Source organism: Nostoc sp. (genome assembly GCF_036917935.1).
GTDB lineage: Bacteria > Cyanobacteriota > Cyanobacteriia > Cyanobacteriales > Nostocaceae > Nostoc.
Window position 1 is genome coordinate 16,870 of the sequence record NZ_JBALEL010000013.1, and the last position, 15,740, is coordinate 32,609.

15 protein-coding genes and 1 tRNA gene are annotated in these 15,740 nt (G+C 43.1%); 9 read left to right on the top strand and 7 right to left on the bottom strand.

The genetic code is table 11. From position 1 onward, the window contains the following. Position 1 precedes the first annotated feature (1 nt). Complete coding sequence (locus V7K62_RS06035; protein ID WP_334862682.1) at positions 2–964, top strand: M48 family metallopeptidase; 963 nt, start codon at positions 2–4, stop codon at positions 962–964. 88 nt (positions 965–1,052) lie between these two features. On the opposite strand, the gene V7K62_RS06040 is transcribed toward V7K62_RS06035, so the two are convergent. Together V7K62_RS06040 and V7K62_RS06045 are read right to left on the bottom strand one after the other, a co-directional pair. Then, the gene (locus V7K62_RS06040) at positions 1,053–1,913 is read right to left on the bottom strand and encodes a CPBP family intramembrane glutamic endopeptidase (protein WP_334862684.1); all 861 of its coding nucleotides are present in this window, start codon (positions 1,911–1,913) and stop codon (positions 1,053–1,055) included. Positions 1,914–2,077: 164 nt separating this feature from the next. After that, positions 2,078–2,515: an AbrB family transcriptional regulator gene (locus tag V7K62_RS06045; RefSeq protein WP_273766880.1), complete on the bottom strand. Its 438-nt coding sequence runs from the start codon at positions 2,513–2,515 to the stop codon at positions 2,078–2,080. 1,472 nt (positions 2,516–3,987) lie between these two features. On the opposite strand from V7K62_RS06045, the gene V7K62_RS06050 reads away from it, so the two are divergent. Beyond that, complete coding sequence (locus tag V7K62_RS06050) at positions 3,988–5,001, top strand: succinate dehydrogenase/fumarate reductase iron-sulfur subunit (RefSeq protein ID WP_334862723.1); 1,014 nt, start codon at positions 3,988–3,990, stop codon at positions 4,999–5,001. A 74-nt stretch (positions 5,002–5,075) separates the two neighbouring features. Here V7K62_RS06050 and V7K62_RS06055 read toward each other — a convergent pair whose 3' ends face one another. From V7K62_RS06055 to psbX, 4 genes are all read right to left on the bottom strand, one after another. Then, complete coding sequence (locus V7K62_RS06055; RefSeq protein WP_292719125.1) at positions 5,076–5,600, bottom strand: TolB family protein; 525 nt, start codon at positions 5,598–5,600, stop codon at positions 5,076–5,078. A 145-nt stretch (positions 5,601–5,745) separates the two neighbouring features. Beyond that, a complete protein-coding gene (locus tag V7K62_RS06060; RefSeq protein ID WP_334862686.1) occupies positions 5,746–6,306 on the bottom strand; it encodes a TolB family protein in 561 nt (186 codons plus the stop codon). A 47-nt stretch (positions 6,307–6,353) separates the two neighbouring features. After that, positions 6,354–7,274 (bottom strand): Ycf66 family protein, encoded by a 921-nt coding sequence (locus V7K62_RS06065; RefSeq protein ID WP_334862688.1) that lies wholly within the window; start codon positions 7,272–7,274, stop codon positions 6,354–6,356. Positions 7,275–7,519: 245 nt separating this feature from the next. Beyond that, complete coding sequence (gene psbX, locus V7K62_RS06070; protein ID WP_012412183.1) at positions 7,520–7,639, bottom strand: photosystem II reaction center X protein; 120 nt, start codon at positions 7,637–7,639, stop codon at positions 7,520–7,522. 385 nt (positions 7,640–8,024) lie between these two features. On the opposite strand from psbX, the gene V7K62_RS06075 reads away from it, so the two are divergent. Further along, the gene (locus tag V7K62_RS06075) at positions 8,025–8,318 is read left to right on the top strand and encodes a YggT family protein (RefSeq protein WP_069074044.1); all 294 of its coding nucleotides are present in this window, start codon (positions 8,025–8,027) and stop codon (positions 8,316–8,318) included. Positions 8,319–8,424: 106 nt separating this feature from the next. Here V7K62_RS06075 and accC read toward each other — a convergent pair whose 3' ends face one another. Further along, on the bottom strand, positions 8,425–9,768 hold the full coding sequence (accC, locus tag V7K62_RS06080) for an acetyl-CoA carboxylase biotin carboxylase subunit (RefSeq protein WP_334862691.1): 1,344 nt from the start codon (positions 9,766–9,768) through the stop codon (positions 8,425–8,427). Positions 9,769–10,202: 434 nt separating this feature from the next. Here accC and V7K62_RS06085 point away from each other — a divergent pair. From V7K62_RS06085 to V7K62_RS06110, 6 genes are all read left to right on the top strand, one after another. Next, positions 10,203–10,283, top strand: a tRNA-Leu gene (locus V7K62_RS06085). Positions 10,284–10,524: 241 nt separating this feature from the next. After that, positions 10,525–11,154, top strand: a complete 630-nt coding sequence (locus V7K62_RS06090) for a chorismate lyase (protein WP_334862693.1) — start codon at positions 10,525–10,527, stop codon at positions 11,152–11,154. Positions 11,155–11,799: 645 nt separating this feature from the next. Next, the gene (locus V7K62_RS06095; protein ID WP_334862695.1) at positions 11,800–13,548 is read left to right on the top strand and encodes a DUF3352 domain-containing protein; all 1,749 of its coding nucleotides are present in this window, start codon (positions 11,800–11,802) and stop codon (positions 13,546–13,548) included. Positions 13,549–13,765: 217 nt separating this feature from the next. Further along, positions 13,766–14,827 (top strand): c-type cytochrome biogenesis protein CcsB, encoded by a 1,062-nt coding sequence (gene ccsB, locus V7K62_RS06100; RefSeq protein WP_334862697.1) that lies wholly within the window; start codon positions 13,766–13,768, stop codon positions 14,825–14,827. A 222-nt stretch (positions 14,828–15,049) separates the two neighbouring features. Next, positions 15,050–15,358: a KGK domain-containing protein gene (locus V7K62_RS06105; RefSeq protein WP_094343439.1), complete on the top strand. Its 309-nt coding sequence runs from the start codon at positions 15,050–15,052 to the stop codon at positions 15,356–15,358. 149 nt (positions 15,359–15,507) lie between these two features. Continuing rightward, positions 15,508–15,651 (top strand): hypothetical protein, encoded by a 144-nt coding sequence (locus V7K62_RS06110; RefSeq protein WP_334862725.1) that lies wholly within the window; start codon positions 15,508–15,510, stop codon positions 15,649–15,651. The last annotated feature ends 89 nt before the right edge of the window (positions 15,652–15,740 follow it).

Consider the following 15,740-nt stretch of genomic DNA (forward strand, 5'->3'; position numbering starts at 1 on the left):
TATGCCAACTTACACAGGAATTTCCAGCGAAGCCTTCAGGCATCCACTAGATCGCCAAGCCGAGCAAGCTTTACGAAATTTACCAGGATTTGATTTAATCGCTCGTAAATTTGTGGAATTTATCTACGAACGCCCTCAATTAGTCTATCTAATGGGTAACACCATCCAAGTCGGGCCGCGTCAATATTCCACTATTTACCAGATGTTTCGGGAATGCGTCCGAGATTTGGACATTTACCCAGAACCGACACTCTTTGTCTCGCAAAATCCCCAAGCAAATAGCTATGCGCTGGGGCAAGAGAATCCTTACATAGTCATAAATACAGGGATACTAGACTTACTAGACGAAGCCGAGATTCGGGCGGTGCTAGCCCATGAACTGGGGCATATTAAATGTGGTCATACTATTTTAATTCAAATGGCGATGTGGGCGATGAGTGCTGCTTCTGCCTTGGGAGAATTGACCTTCGGCATCGGTAATATTGTCACACAAGGGTTGATTTACGCCTTTTTTGAGTGGCGGCGCAAAGCCGAGTTATCGTCAGATCGCGCTGCCCTACTAGTGATGGATGACTTGAATCCGGTGATGTCAACGATGATGAAACTCTCTGGCGGTAGTAACAAATATGCCAATGAATGTAGTTTACAAGAATTTATCAAGCAGTCAGAAAATTATCAGGCACTGGATGAAGATGGACTGAATCAGATATATAAGTTCTTGCTCTACAATGGCGGTCAGGGTATGATGTTGAGCCATCCTTTCCCTGTTGAACGCTTACATTACTTACGGGCGTGGGCAGTATCCGAAGAATACCAGCAAATTCGCCGGGGAAATTATCAGCGATCGCCTGCTTCTGGATCGGTAAATGTTTCAGCAGAATCTTCCGAAAATCAAACAGAAACTTTACGCCGTCAAATTGAAGAATTACAACGAGAAATTGACAGAATCAGAAGGAATGAGTAGTTTTTAGTACTAAGGGTGGATTTAGATCCCCGACTTCTCAAAGAAGTCGGGGATCTGGGTAGCAACTTTTTACAGGAAATTAAAATACTTAAGAGTTGAACCAGATAATTACTCCAGTTCCCAGTACACAAATAATTCCCGCCAAGCCAGCTAGCGGTTTTTTATTTTTACCTGTGAACCAGTCAGATACTTTACCTGTGTAAGTAATTAGTTCTGCTGTATCTATGGTAGCGATCGCCCATACCCATCCCGCGTGCAATCCCCAAGCTAAACCCAAATTACCACTTGCGGCAAAGCGTGCTAACACCAGCACCATTCCCATCAGCCATAATCCCGGAAGTTGGGGTGCCGTTTCGCTTTGCTCCCAAACCAGGTGTAACAAGGCAAAAATCAAGCTAGAAATTGCTGCTGCTACCCAAACTGGGTAATCCTCTGCTAATTCTGTGAACAAGAAACCGCGAAAAACTAACTCTTCTATCCCACCGACTAACAACGCTATCAAGAAAATCGGTAGCAAGATGGGTAATAATAACTTGAAATTTGTCTTTTCAAAAGAACACCAACCTAACCGGAATTGCCCACTAAACACAATAGCTAGACTCAGCACTCCCAAACCAAAACCTAGTGCTAAAGAACCAATAGTTGAAAGATTGCCAACAAAGCCGTAATCTGAAAAAGATTTATTAGTCAACCAAACAACTCCCCAGAGAATCAGAGGAGCTAATAGGTAAAGTGACACCAATAACGGCATTTTTTGCTCTGGCTGCAAAGGTTTAAAGGGTTGCCAATTAAGCAATATTGCTGATACTGTTGCTACTGGCAACCAGCAAACTATCCAGCAAACAAAAAATGCCATCACTATAACTAGTGCTGGTGCATTTTCTATAAACGCCAGTAAGACGTTGACCGAAGGCTCAAAGAAAGTTATCAAAATAAACAAAAAAAACACGATAGACTTCTTGCATTATAGATTTCTTGCTGATTAATCAAGACTCTACTAAATTTGGTGACTTCTGCAAGGGGTCTAATCGTATTTTTTACCTGACTACCAGTTTGCAATCGTGGTAAGGACAAGTTATCATCACCTGAAACTTATCCCTACCATCAGCAAATTTACTCTTCGTCTTCCAAATCTTCGTCTGATTCGTCAGAATCTACATCTTGTGAGGTTAGTTTTTTATCGGTTTCACCTAGTTGAATCAGGTGAATATGTTTGTATCCCAGCCTAATTTCAAACTCATCTCCAGGCTTTAAGCCCATTGCTTTGGTATATGTAGCACCAATCACAATCTGACCATTTTGATGGACACTAACCCGATATGTCGGTTCGCGACCACGGCCATCTTTAGGTGCTTCTGGACTTAGAGGAATTCCCCTCGCAGATAGCAAAGCGTCATAAAAATCGGTGAGATTGACACGAACCTGGTTATTTTTAGTAACAGTGTAATAGCCGCACTGTTTAGCTCTTTCTCGGCGTGGTAATGTGGAAAGTTCTTTTACTTTAGCAAGTAGTGCTTTTCCGGTTAATGGCGCGGTTGCAGTTTCAGTCATTATGCTCAAATTTTCCTTACTCTCTCCAAACTGATAAACGATGTACTCTCATGCCAGCATTTGATTTTTTAGCATTTGCATAGAGCTACTGAAGACCCTAGTGTAACGGGTGAATTCCTGCCGATAGGAGCCAAAAGCACTTCTATATATGGTTGTCCACAACCAACTAGAGGCCATAGTTGCCACAGACATTAATTTTGGTGATGTTACGGCACTTTTAAGCATTATTCACCATCAGAAAGAAAACTATTTTCTCCTTTGGCGCTACTGTAGCGGTGTAACTTTCAGCCACCTTTACAAATGGGGTAGGTTCTACTGCAAATAAGTCGTAGACCCAAAAAATTGCAGGTTTTTCACTTTCAGTGCTTGCCTTTCTTGCCAATGAGCAAGTAGAGTTTTCTCCACTCCTCCTCTCAAGCTTAGGACAGCATAGTATTTCAATAGAGTCCTACGGGCATACACCCTTTTGTCCTGCGAGTAGAGACGCGAATTTTCTTGTCTCTACATTACGAATCAACAAAGCAGTAGTAACCGCGCTGATACGGCTATTGATTCTGGTTTTGCTACTTCGTAATTTTATATTAAATACTAGCATGGACTAATAATAGCAAAATAGTTGTTTAATTTTGAATTAAAGTTGCTGGTAAATTTTTATTTAAATTCCTGGACTTGAAAGTTGAAAAAAGCAGTGACGATTTTCCTAACCCTTTATTGCAAGCGCGAACATTGCCATCTAGCTTTTATAAAAATTTATATAATTGAGACGAGCAGTTTTGACCAATGAGTTCAATCCAATATTTTCTTGATTGAGAGCAAGCCAAAAAGCGAAAAGTCTCGCACCTCCGGGTTTCGCGGTGCTATAACTTTTGTTTAAAAGTGGTGAGGATTTTTCCTCGATTTATTATCTTAAGGTCAAAAACGGTCAAAGGATTTTGCACGTCTGTCTATGGGAAGAACAAATCTCTTAACATCTCCCTAGTGCTTGATTGCCACTACTATATATTAAACATAGGCTTTCACACTTCTATATAATCAAAAAATTTCGTCAAGTGGTAGCAAAGGCGGAATTTTATAGTCAGGACTGCTTGACTCAAGTTGACATCAAGACGTGTTGCTAACCTGACATGCATTTCATTTGGATATGATCGCTAGGTCAAAGATCAACCTAAGTTCCTTTTTAAGCAAAGCCTCTTTCCTTTACATTCCCAAACAGGTAAATTCAATGCAAAGCTGCGATTACATTTTTGGCGTTTTAACTCAGAATTTGACAAAAATCTTACCTACAGCGCTAGTACAAGTAAAATTTTAATGGTTATCCTTAAACTAGAATCAGTTGCCCTTTAATCGTCAGCCTATTAACACCAGGATTTTAATTAAGGGGAAAAAAAGTATAGCTCACTTTTCGCAACTACCTGCCTTGACTCATGATTGTTGAGGCTGGTAAAGCAATTTTAAAATTTTGGTTAGTGGTTATGGAAGTTATTTTTAAGGTCATTCGACAGCAACAAAATTCCTCCCCTGTTGTGCAAACCTACCTTGTGGAGGCAGAACCAGGTAATACAATCTTGGATTGCCTCAATCATATTAAGTGGGAGCAAGATGGAACTTTGGCGTTTCGCAAAAATTGCCGCAATACCATTTGTGGTAGTTGTGCTATGCGAATTAATGGGCGTTCGGCTTTAGCTTGTAAGGAAAATGTTGGCAGTGAACTTGCCAGATTACAACAAATAGCATCATCCCAAAGTAAAGTAAATGCTATTCCTGAAATCACGATCGCTCCTCTTGGCAATATGCCCGTGATTAAAGATTTGGTTGTAGATATGAGCAGCTTCTGGAATAATCTAGAAGCAGTTGCCCCTTATGTGAGTACGGCAGCACGACAAGTACCAGAAAGAGAGTTTTTGCAAACACCACAAGAGCGATCGCGCCTCGATCAAACTGGTAACTGTATTATGTGCGGTGCTTGTTACTCTGAATGCAACGCCCGTGAAGTTAATCCAGACTTTGTAGGCCCCCATGCCCTTGCCAAAGCTTATCGGATGATAGCAGACTCCCGCGATAGTGATACCGAAAATCGTTTAGAAAGCTACAACGAAGGTACTAAAGGCGTGTGGGGTTGCACCCGTTGTTTGTACTGCGATTCAGTTTGTCCAATGGAAGTTGCACCATTAGAACAAATCACCAAAGTTAAACAAGAAATTCTCACCCAGAAACAAGCCAGCGATAGTCGCTCGATTCGTCACCGGAAAGTATTGGTAGATTTAGTTAAAGAAGGTGGTTGGATTGATGAACGTCAATTTGGTTTACAAGTAGTCGGTAATTATTTTCGGGATTTAAAAGGATTACTCAGTCTTGCACCCCTCGGTTTGCGGATGATCCTCCGAGGTAAGTTTCCCCTATCATTTGAAGCTTCAGAGGGGACGGAACAAGTGCGATCGCTCATTGAATCTGTGCAACAAGAAGAGGAACTGGGGACTAGGTATTAGGGATTGGGTATTAGGGATTGGGTATTAGGGATTGAGATTAAAAGAATTCTTTCCCAGTCCCCAGTCCCCATTTTTCAACGCGGCTCTTGAGGTATATTCAACGGCTGCCCATAACGGTCATATACTAAAACATCCCACTGCCCGTTGTTACTAGATTCAAAAGCAATCCTACTACCATCAGCGCTAATTGTCGGGTTGCGGACTTCCGCTTGCAGGTTATTAGTCAAATTCCGTGATTGGCGTGTTTCCCGATCGTAGAGAAAAATAGCCGATCGCCCCTGACGGCTAGCAGCAAACACAACATAACGACCATCTTGTGAAACGCTAGGATGATTTGCGATCGCATCAAAGGAGTTTAAACCTGGCAAATCAACCAAATCACGAGTTACCGTATCAAACATATAAACATCTTGGCTACCACGTCGGTCAGTAATAAAAACAATGTATCTCCCAGAAATTTGGGGGTTTAATTCCGACGCTAAACTATTAAGACTCCGACCCCCCGGATCAAAGGGATAACTCAAAAGGCGAGGGTAGCCAAAACATCCAGTCAATAAACTTAAACAGAAAAATACAGGTATAAAAAAAACACGTTTCATATAATTAGTCATTAGTCAATAGTCTCACAACTCTTAACTCTGCCAATTTTAGATTTTAGATTTCTCCTTTAATCCAAAATCCCAGTTCTGCTGGAAGCACACCAAAGGTGCGACCCAAAATCTAAAATTGAATGACTCCTAACTCCTACGGAGGTGAACCTACGGTTGCACCGTTGGGAATATCTAACTCAATATTTGGCCCCCGGTCTAGGACTTCAATATCCCACTGACCACGAGTGGCGGTTTCAAAGACAACATAACGTCCATCTGGGCTAATATTTGGTTTTCTGACCCAGCCGCGATAGATTGGTGTGACGATTTGTGACTGTTGCGTAGCGCGATCGTAAAGCGCCACCACTGGTCTACCTTGGTCACTAGTAAGATAAGAAATATAACGCCCGGTATAGCTCAAACTAGGACTTTCGGCAATTGTCTCTTGTCGATTTATCCCCGGTGTGCTAACAAACAGTTGCCTCTCCAAATCGTACACTAGTAGCTGCTGATTACCATTCCGATTAGATACAAACGCTAAAAAGCGCCCATTTCCACTCAAAGCAGGTTGCTCCTCGGTGTAGCGACTGTTAAGGGAAGTAGGCCCTATGGGAATATCGTTAGAACCACAAGATACAAGCAAACTTGTTAAACCAAAAACCAGGCTCCAATGAATTGGTCTTTGGAGCCAAAATGTAGGCGTAAATTTTTCCACCTCAACTGTTTTCCGTCGCCTCTAAACCTACTTGCACGCCAACTATTTTAAACATCGTCATCAAAATCGGTCGAATTATCTGGCCCCTCATTTGATTTTTCAATTGGGTTGTATGGCACATAATCTGTTGGGATCGCATCATCATCTTCGCGCGGTCTTCGAGGAGTTGAGTCAGTGGGTGGACGACGCCTTCTCGGTCTGGGAGCGACATCATCTTCACGACTTTCGGGAGGCTGAGACCCGTTATTACTGCGGCGAGAAGGTTTTCTGACTTCCCCACCCGAACTTTCCCAATCATCAACTTGCCTAGATGAAGAACCCCAATTCTCTTCTTCAAAGCTTTCAGAAGGGCGATTTACAGGACGCCCAGAAGTACGCCGACGCGTTTTATCAACTGGAGTCTGTCTTTCGCTACTGCTGCTGTTACGGCGTTCTGTACGACGGGGAGGTTGCTCCTGGTAGTAGTCATCACGAGTAGAAATCTCATCCCTACTACCGCGAATCCGGGGACGCGAGGGGCGTTCTTCCTCGTCTTCATAAGGCAGTGGATCTAAGTCTGCCTCCATCTGAGCTCCATATTTATTGCGATTGCGGTTCATAGAATAATTTCCGCTTACCTCTCGCTCATCATCGACAATCGGAGTGTTGCGCTTTGCTTGCTGGGTAGCTATACTCCGCAGACGAATACTTTCAACTGCAAAAAATACAGTTGTGCCAACTAAAAGTAGTTGACCAAATTGTAAAATCGGGTCTAGCCGCCATCCTTGAAAGACAAGAATGAAGCCGCAAAGCAAGCCGACTGCTGCAAAAAAGATATCTTGATCCCGTGACAATTCTGGGCGCACAGTGCGGAGAAAATACAGTGCTGCCCCAGCCACAGCCAGGAAAATTCCTAGAATACTGGCTGAGTTTGCCCCAAAATTTACCTGAGCCAGAAAACTGGCTGAGTTCAGCCCAAAATTTATCATTGCTGTTTTCCCAATATCAAATCTATGTTAGCGAGTCACAATTAAAATCACTACTCTAATTAGTCACGATATATTGAAGCTCCAAAGCCTCTGGCAAAGAAGCTCTGAAGCTATTCACCGAAAAGTAAAAACACCTATGTGTGTCAGCGAAAACTGCTTCTAGCGGCAAACACTGCTGCTTTTGGTGCAATTATAAATAGCTGACAGACAATCGGTTGTGAGAGTCAAACTGACTCTCATAAGCATTATGAACGCTGAATTTTATCTTTCTGGCTAATGAAAATTAGACCAACTGTAACGGGTATCACAACAATTGCAGTACCCCATAGCAGACTCCAAAGAAAATTTGCTAAAGAAGGCGTCATACTTCTCAACCTTTTTTTACACAGTTCATCCTAATTTTAATAGTGTATTACTTTCTTGAGAAGCCTCTAAGTCTGAACTGCCAAACTCAACAACTGATTTCACCATCTGTTGAGTTAACCGCGTGAGCGAGTTCGCTTTTCTATTTCAGAAAGAAGTGACAGCATTTGGTTAAAATGATGGTGAGAGTGCTTTACAAAGCTTAAAATTTTCTAGCGATCGCGCAGCGTTAGCGAGTCCGCGTTCGCGCAGCGTCTCGGAGAGAGCGTCTGGGGTTTCCCCCATGAGCGATTGCCATTAGCGTATAGCGTCTCCGACAAGAGAAGGGCTTGCCGTTGCCTAAGTTTTTTCTTCCTTCACAGATCAGATAGATAGTAGCTGAAATAGATGACTGGTGTTGACCTGACTGCTTGGATTCTTGGCCCTGTATTAGGGGTGATGACATTCTTATTTATATTTCGCATCATTCTCACTTGGTATCCGCAAGTGGATCTGAATCGTTTGCCCTTTAACTTAATAGCTTGGCCCACTGAACCATTTTTAATCCCGTTGCGAAAGCTAGTGCAACCTATAGGCGGGGTAGACATTACACCTATTATTTGGGTTGGCATCTTCAGCCTGCTGCGAGAAATCCTACTAGGTCAACAAGGATTGCTAACTATGCTATCTCGTGTGAATTAGGGATGGGGCATGGAGGATTGGGCATTGGTTAGATTCCATCTGCCTCATCTTCCCCCAATCCCCATTACCCCTTATCCCCAGAGGGGGCCCCACCTGACCCAATCCCCTAACCGTTCATTTCCTGCACAAAATTTGTATAGACATTACCCTGCAAAAACTGTGGAGTTTCCATAATTTTTTGATGAAACCCGATAGTGGTAGGTAGTCCAGTGATGGCACATTCCCGCAGTGCGCGTTTCATTCGGTTAATAGCAGTAGGTCGGTCTGGTGCCCAAACAATTAACTTGCCGATCAAGGAATCGTAGTAGGGTGGGATTTGGTAATCTGTGTAAACGTGGGAATCTATCCGAACACCAGGCCCTCCGGGGGGAAGATAGCCACTGATCCGTCCAGGAGAAGGGCGAAAGTCATGATCCGGGTCTTCAGCGTTGATCCGGCATTCAATCGAATGACCCCGCAATACTACTTGCTCTTGGGTAAGCTTAAGTCTTTCCCCTTGGGCAATGCGGATTTGTTCGGCAACTAAGTCTATCCCAGTAATCATCTCTGTTACAGGATGTTCTACTTGAATCCGGGTGTTCATTTCCATAAAGTAGAATTTACCCGATCTATCCAAGAGAAACTCAATAGTACCCGCCCCACTGTAATTAATGAATTGGGCAGCTTTGACAGCAGCTTGTCCCATTTTCTCACGTAGGTCTTGGTCGAGAGCCGGACTTGGTGCTTCTTCCAGTAGCTTTTGATTCCGGCGCTGAATTGAGCAATCGCGTTCACCCAAGTGGATGACATTACCATAGTTATCCGCCAAAATTTGAAATTCGATGTGGCGGGGACGTTCAATAAATTTTTCTATGTAAACGCCAGAATTCCCAAAAGCTGCTCCTGCTTCCCCTTGGGCAGCCAGGAAAAGTTTGACAAATTCATCTTCAGAACGAACTAGGCGCATACCCCGTCCACCGCCACCTGCTGTGGCTTTGATCATCACTGGATAGCCGATATCCTTGGCAAATCCTAATCCTTCTTGCTCGGATTCTACCAATCCCTCACTACCTGGTACTGTTGGTACTCCAGCTTTTTGCATGGTTTCTTTGGCAGTGGATTTATCCCCCATCTGCCTGATAGCTTCTGGAGTTGGGCCGATAAAAGCAATATGATGGTCGGCACAGATTTCCGCAAACCGGGCATTTTCTGCCAAAAAACCATAGCCTGGATGAATCGCAGTAGCATTGCGCGTCAGTGCAGCAGCAATAATATTGGGAATATTCAAATAACTTTTACTGCTAGCAGGTTCGCCAATGCAAACCGCTTCATCAGCAAGTTGGACGTGGAGAGCATTACGGTCAACGGTGGAGTGAACCGCAACTGTGGCAATCCCCATTTCTTCACAGGCGCGGAGAATGCGAAGGGCGATTTCTCCCCGATTGGCAATTAATATTTTGTCAAACTTCATTTTTTAGTTTCGATATCATTACCAGTAGATTGACATTTTCTCTGATCCAACTTGAAACAACGCTTCCGCATTATTTCAAATTATCACAGGAGATTCGCCACCCTGATTCTAAGCAAACTTGCATATTGCAAGCTTGCTGCCTCTACGGGTCTTACTACACTAACAACATTGCTGCTGTAAGTCTTGACTAGACTACCAAGCTGGGCTTTTGCGTAAGCGTAGCCCGTGGTAGACATCGCCTACGGGGGGCGGGTACGCCATCGCACCTCGCCGAACACAGTAGCTCTACCCTTTTCAATATCACTTGTACATCTGCTAAATTTCTGTCAGTCTGATACCGCCTTGAGAAAATTTATATTTTTGAGCAACTGAATTTAGATATCACCTTACTATAATTATTCTCTTATGCTATAGTCTATATTTAGAGAAACCATGCGGATGTGGCGGAATTGGTATACGCGCACGCTTGAGGTGCGTGTGGCTTTGCCTTGCGAGTTCGAGTCTCGCCATCCGCATTTTTGCTTGTCTAATCATAGGGTCAATAGTCACGGGTGAAAAAACCTTAGACTGTTGACCCTTAAATATTAAGTTTGTAGTGTACTCCTTTGGGGATCTTGCTACGCCTTGGTCTCGTAGAGAGGACTTTAGTCCTTTTCTGAAGCACTGAAGTGCCTACTACATACTAGGCAAAGTTGCCTTATCAAAGTACTAGTTTTTTATGCTTTTATAGAGATACGTGAAGTTTTGTAAAAAGCATTGACTATTACTTTTACGCCGACAAACAACCTAACATTGCCACCAGCTTGGCATCGCCTCACTCCGATTTGGCAAGGAGGGGAGGAAATAATTCAACAAAGTTTACCTCACACTCAGCTGGCACCAGCTTGGCAGCTAATGCTCTTAGGTGACGGCTCTCCAACACGTCACTTAGAATTGCTCACAGGTGAGCCGATAGAAGTAGATGTTATTGATATGTCATTGATTGGCATCGACTTGGATAGTGCTCCTGAGTTAATTCAAGCTGTTCCAGAACCGCGACTACGGCGACAAGTGTGGCTGCGGACTGCTTCTGGTCAACGATTAGCCTATGCTACCTCGTGGTGGGAAGCCAGTCATGTAGATGAGTATTTGCAAAACCGCTCATTACCAATTTGGGCGAGTTTAGCTCGTCTTCGCACAGAGTTGTATCGGGATGTCCGGGGAATTTACTATGGTGACTCATCGGCACTAGAGTCAGGTTTTGATGTAACTGGGTCTTTTTGGGGTCGCCACTACTTGTTTTGGCATCATGGACAGCCATTGACATTAATTTATGAAGTTTTTTCGCCTTATTTAACTAAATATTTGGGGCCTATGCAGTTGAGTACTGTTAATGCTGAGGCATAGGATTGTTTAAAAGTTTTTCATCCTTTGCAGTGCGCCCAGAGGATGAGAATTTTGCACCAATCTCAATAACACTATTGTTGTCGGGTAGGCAATGTCTACATTATTTAATTAATTTTTGATTTTTCAAAAAATTACCAGTTGCTCCTCAGCAGAAATAATATCTATTCTGTATCATTTTGATGAAAATTCCCAAAAATGATAATTCAACAATATATCTGACTTGGAAGATTGGTAATCCATACAAAATCTCGGATACTGAATTTATCTTGGTTAGATAAAGTAAATACTACAGATGGAAGCTCTGTAAACAGAAGATATTTTGGGTTGGTGATGACTTGCACCTTTGTCAAGTTAGTTATATCCTCGAAGTGCTTGAAATGACGGATGTGAACTTTCGGCGGCTTGCCGTTAAAGGCAACCGTCTAAAGGAAGTGTCCTGCGAAATTCAACAAAGCGTGTTAGAAAAGGTAACTAACCATGAAAACACTGATTTTGGAACATTTAGGAAGGTTGATTAGGGAAATATCATCAATGTTTAGGATAAAGAAATTTATGCAGTTAACTGCCCTAAATAACGAGAAATTTTTTGGTTAACTTAACCAATCAAGCAAGTAATGAGTTTGCAAGTATGAGGTATAGGTTTCAATGGCACTACCTCTTGTGTCTGTTCCCATGAAGAAAAATAAGAAACCGTCTCTGGTGCTGACGCTCTCGGCTGCTGGGTTATTGATTGGTGCGGGGAGTGCCGCATACTGGTTGTTAGCCAAGAGAGAACTATCTTCTAGCGATTTGCTAGTAGGTGCAAATATTATTCCTGGTGATGCCCTGTTTGCGGTTTCTTTAACAACAGATCCCCAGCAGTGGCAGAAATTGCGGGAGTTTGGGACAAAAGAAACTCAAGCAGAACTGGATAAAAATTTAGTCCAGTTACGCGATCGCTTTCTGACTAATAATGGTTACGACTTTCAGAAAGATATCGCTCCTTGGGTAGGCAATGACGTTACGATCGCAATTCTTGCCCCAGCAACAGGGAATAAACCTGCACCCAAACCAGTTACCACCAATGAAAATGCTGCTAGCGATCAGCAGTCGATGGTAATGGTATTGCCAGTAAAAAACCCAGAAATCGCCAAAAACATCTTGGCGCAACCCAAAACTCTTAAACAAGGCAAATGGATTGACCGAACTTATCAAGGGATCGCCATCAAACAAAGTCAGGGACAAGTAGGGGAGAACTTCTCAGCAGCATTACTAGATGGGCGTTTTTTAGTCATAACTGATAGTCCCAAAGCCACAGAACGAGCGATCGACGCCTACAAAAATAAAACATCTCTAGCGACAACAGGGGGCTTTGCTGAGAATGTTCCGAAAATTGCTAACTACCAACCCTTTGCCCAGTTTTATGTAAATGTGCCAACCGCAGCCAAAATAGCCGCAGCTTCTCCAAATCGCCCTTTACCTGCTCAAGTTTTGGCTCAACTGCAAAATAACCAAGGTTTAGCGGGGACAATGACCTTAGAGTCAGAAGGAATCCGCTTCAAGGGCGTTTCTTGGCTAAACCCTAATAGTCAAAGAGTGCTGGCGGTGGAAAACAAAGCTGGGAAAATGCAAAGCCGCGTACCATCTGAAACCTTGATGATGCTTTCGGGGGGTAACTTACAGCGGTTGTGGGGAGACTATGTTTTAACATCTCAGGGAAATCCCCTGTCACCGATCGCACCAGAACAGATTAGAGGTGGTATAAAATCGCTTACTAATCTCGATTTAGATAAGGATTTACTTAGTTGGATGAAAGGTGAATTTTCTCTATCAGTGATTCCGACTACCCCAAAAGCAGGTTCACCAGATGATTTTCGTGCAGGTTTGCTGTTTATGGTACAGACAAACAATCGCCAATCAGCTGAAGCATCCTTAAAACAGCTCGATGATGTGATGAGAAATCAATACCAGTTCCAAGTCCAGCCGGGGAAAGTCGCAGATCAACCCGTTGTTAACTGGGTTTCACCTTATGGTACGTTAACTGCTACCCACGGCTGGTTAGATGGAGATGTCGCCTTTTTAGTAGTGGGCGCTCCGATCGCGGACAAAATTATTCCCAAACCTAACAACACACTAGCTAGCACGATCCCTTTCCAACAAACAGTTCCTACAGAACCTAATCCGACAAATGGTCAATTTTTCCTGGATGTGGAACGAACTGTGAAAAATTTCCCTTTACCAACTCTCATTCCCAATCAACAAACTTTGCTAGATGCAACGCGCTCAATAGGGATGACATCTGCTGTCAGCGACAGTCGTAGTAACCGCTACGACATTTTTATCGCACTCAAAAAAGTTAGGAACACGACTACCTTACCTAGTCCAGAAAGCAGTAAGAGCAACTCTATTAGATAGAGAAGTGGGGAGTAATAATTTTAGATTTTAGATTTTAGATTTTGGATTTTAGATTGAAATTTAATCCTAGATCGTCAATCCAAAATCCAAAATTGAATTGCCAATGCCCCATTCCCTACTCCCTATTTCCCATTTACCCTGTCCCATGACCCTTTAACCATATAGGATCAGAACAGTCAGAATCGATATTTTAAATTATTCACGGAGAGAACACTTTATGAATCTGGTTGTACTCCAGAACTGGCTGGACAATGCGTCCTTTGCCATATTATTCCTGACAATGCTGGTGTATTGGGGAGGAGCGGCTTTTCCGAATCTGCCTTATCTAGCCGCTTTGGGGACAGCTGGGATGGCGATCGCAAATTTGGGCATAGCTACTCTACTAGGGGCACGATGGATCGAAGCTGGTTATTTTCCCTTAAGTAATCTCTATGAATCTCTGTTTTTCTTAACTTGGGGAATTACCGCCGTCCATCTGATTGCTGAAAATAGTAGCCGTAGCCGCTTAGTAGGAGTTGCGACAGCTCCGGTGGCAATGGCGATCGCAGCTTTTGCTACTATGACTCTACCATCCCAGATGCAAGCGTCAGAACCCCTAGTACCTGCTTTGAAGTCAAATTGGCTGATGATGCATGTCAGCGTCATGATGTTGAGTTATTCTGCTTTGATGGTGGGTTCGTTATTAGCGATCGCTTTTTTAATAGTCACTCGCGGTCAAAATATTCAACTACAAGGTAGTTCTGTTGGTACTGGTGGCTATCGCAGCAACGGCTACCGCTTACACAAAGCCGCTGAACTAATTTCTCAATCACCAGCCCCTGCTGTCGAAAATAACGGCTTTGCCCGTTTTGAAACTAGTAGCAACGGCAACGGTAACGGTAACACTGCTGTTTTGAATTTAGTAACTACCCCTGAATCTCAAGCCGTAGCATCTGCTGAACCTCTTTCACCGCAGCGCCTTAGCCTGGCCGAAACCCTCGACAATATCAGCTATCGCATCATCGGATTAGGATTTCCCCTGCTGACAATTGGCATTATTGCCGGTGGCGTTTGGGCTAATGAAGCGTGGGGTTCCTACTGGAGTTGGGATCCGAAAGAAACTTGGGCGTTAATCACCTGGTTAGTCTTCGCCGCCTACCTTCACGCCAGAATTACTCGCGGTTGGCAAGGGCGCAGTCCCGCAATTTTAGCCTCCACCGGGTTGCTTGTCGTTTGGGTTTGCTATCTCGGTGTGAATCTTTTGGGTAAAGGTTTGCATTCTTACGGTTGGTTTTTCTAAGAACCGTTTAAATAAAACTACCCCACCCGCGCAACCGCGCACCCTCCCCTTAGCAAGGGGAGGGTTGGGGAGGGGTAACGCGAGAATTATAGGCTAATTTACCGGACATCAAAGTATTACTAAATTTTTATTTGAGCAGCACTAAATCTATAAAATCATCATTTTATTTCGGATGAACTGTTATATCTCTGGAAAATATAGATTTATTGACAGGAGATTTTTATGGAAGATGGATTCGAGAGACTAAACCATGATGAAGTTGTGTCTATAGAACCGGACACTTTTAATAAGTTAAATATTGCTAAAACCTTTAAAGTCCGTGATTTGATTACAGCAATTAAGGAATATATTGGAGCGGAAGAAACAGACGAAGTAAATTTGTATACTCAAGGATTAAATTGTGAAGTTTTACAATTTAGTACTTTGGGATGGAAAAAAGGAAAAGTTCGACTTGCTTTAGAATTTTGTCCTGATGAATCTGAGTCACCACTTGATGAAATTTTTCAAAAGCTCAAACAAGTGGAAAACTAATACCCAATGAGCAAAATATCCCCGACTTATTAAAGAAGTCGGGGATCTGATACTCTCGATGTTTGCAAATAAAATTAGGATGTGCTGAATTGCTATCAAAATTCATTAATGAAATGATGTACTAATAACTGAGGAACGGGAAATCAATCATGCTAAATTACGATCCATTAGCTTGTTTGCCCTCATCTGAGGAACTGCCTGATTCTGACGATACCCCTGTGGATAATGAATTACAAGATTTAATTCCCGGTTTACTTAAAGCGCTTCTGGCGATCGCTTGGTGTAGATCCTGATTTAATCTAAGAGGATGTTTGAAAAGTGGTTGGCTATGATTTTAGGCACTTCTAGATCCCCCCTAACCCACGCCAGTCGCTCATGGGGG

Excerpts from the sequence above, each read along its gene's own strand:
- V7K62_RS06050 (WP_334862723.1), top strand. The coding sequence starts at position 3,988 with ATGGAAGTTATTTTTAAGGTCATTCGACAGCAACAAAATTCCTCCCCT.
- V7K62_RS06110 (WP_334862725.1), top strand. The coding sequence starts at position 15,508 with ATGCTAAATTACGATCCATTAGCTTGTTTGCCCTCATCTGAGGAACTG.
- V7K62_RS06065 (WP_334862688.1), bottom strand. The coding sequence starts at position 7,274 with ATGATAAATTTTGGGCTGAACTCAGCCAGTTTTCTGGCTCAGGTAAAT.
- psbX (WP_012412183.1), bottom strand. The coding sequence starts at position 7,639 with ATGACGCCTTCTTTAGCAAATTTTCTTTGGAGTCTGCTATGGGGTACT.
- V7K62_RS06055 (WP_292719125.1), bottom strand. The coding sequence starts at position 5,600 with ATGAAACGTGTTTTTTTTATACCTGTATTTTTCTGTTTAAGTTTATTG.
- accC (WP_334862691.1), bottom strand. The coding sequence starts at position 9,768 with ATGAAGTTTGACAAAATATTAATTGCCAATCGGGGAGAAATCGCCCTT.
- V7K62_RS06045 (WP_273766880.1), bottom strand. The coding sequence starts at position 2,515 with ATGACTGAAACTGCAACCGCGCCATTAACCGGAAAAGCACTACTTGCT.
- V7K62_RS06035 (WP_334862682.1), top strand. The coding sequence starts at position 2 with ATGCCAACTTACACAGGAATTTCCAGCGAAGCCTTCAGGCATCCACTA.
- V7K62_RS06075 (WP_069074044.1), top strand. The coding sequence starts at position 8,025 with ATGACTGGTGTTGACCTGACTGCTTGGATTCTTGGCCCTGTATTAGGG.
- V7K62_RS06095 (WP_334862695.1), top strand. The coding sequence starts at position 11,800 with ATGGCACTACCTCTTGTGTCTGTTCCCATGAAGAAAAATAAGAAACCG.
- V7K62_RS06105 (WP_094343439.1), top strand. The coding sequence starts at position 15,050 with ATGGAAGATGGATTCGAGAGACTAAACCATGATGAAGTTGTGTCTATA.
- ccsB (WP_334862697.1), top strand. The coding sequence starts at position 13,766 with ATGAATCTGGTTGTACTCCAGAACTGGCTGGACAATGCGTCCTTTGCC.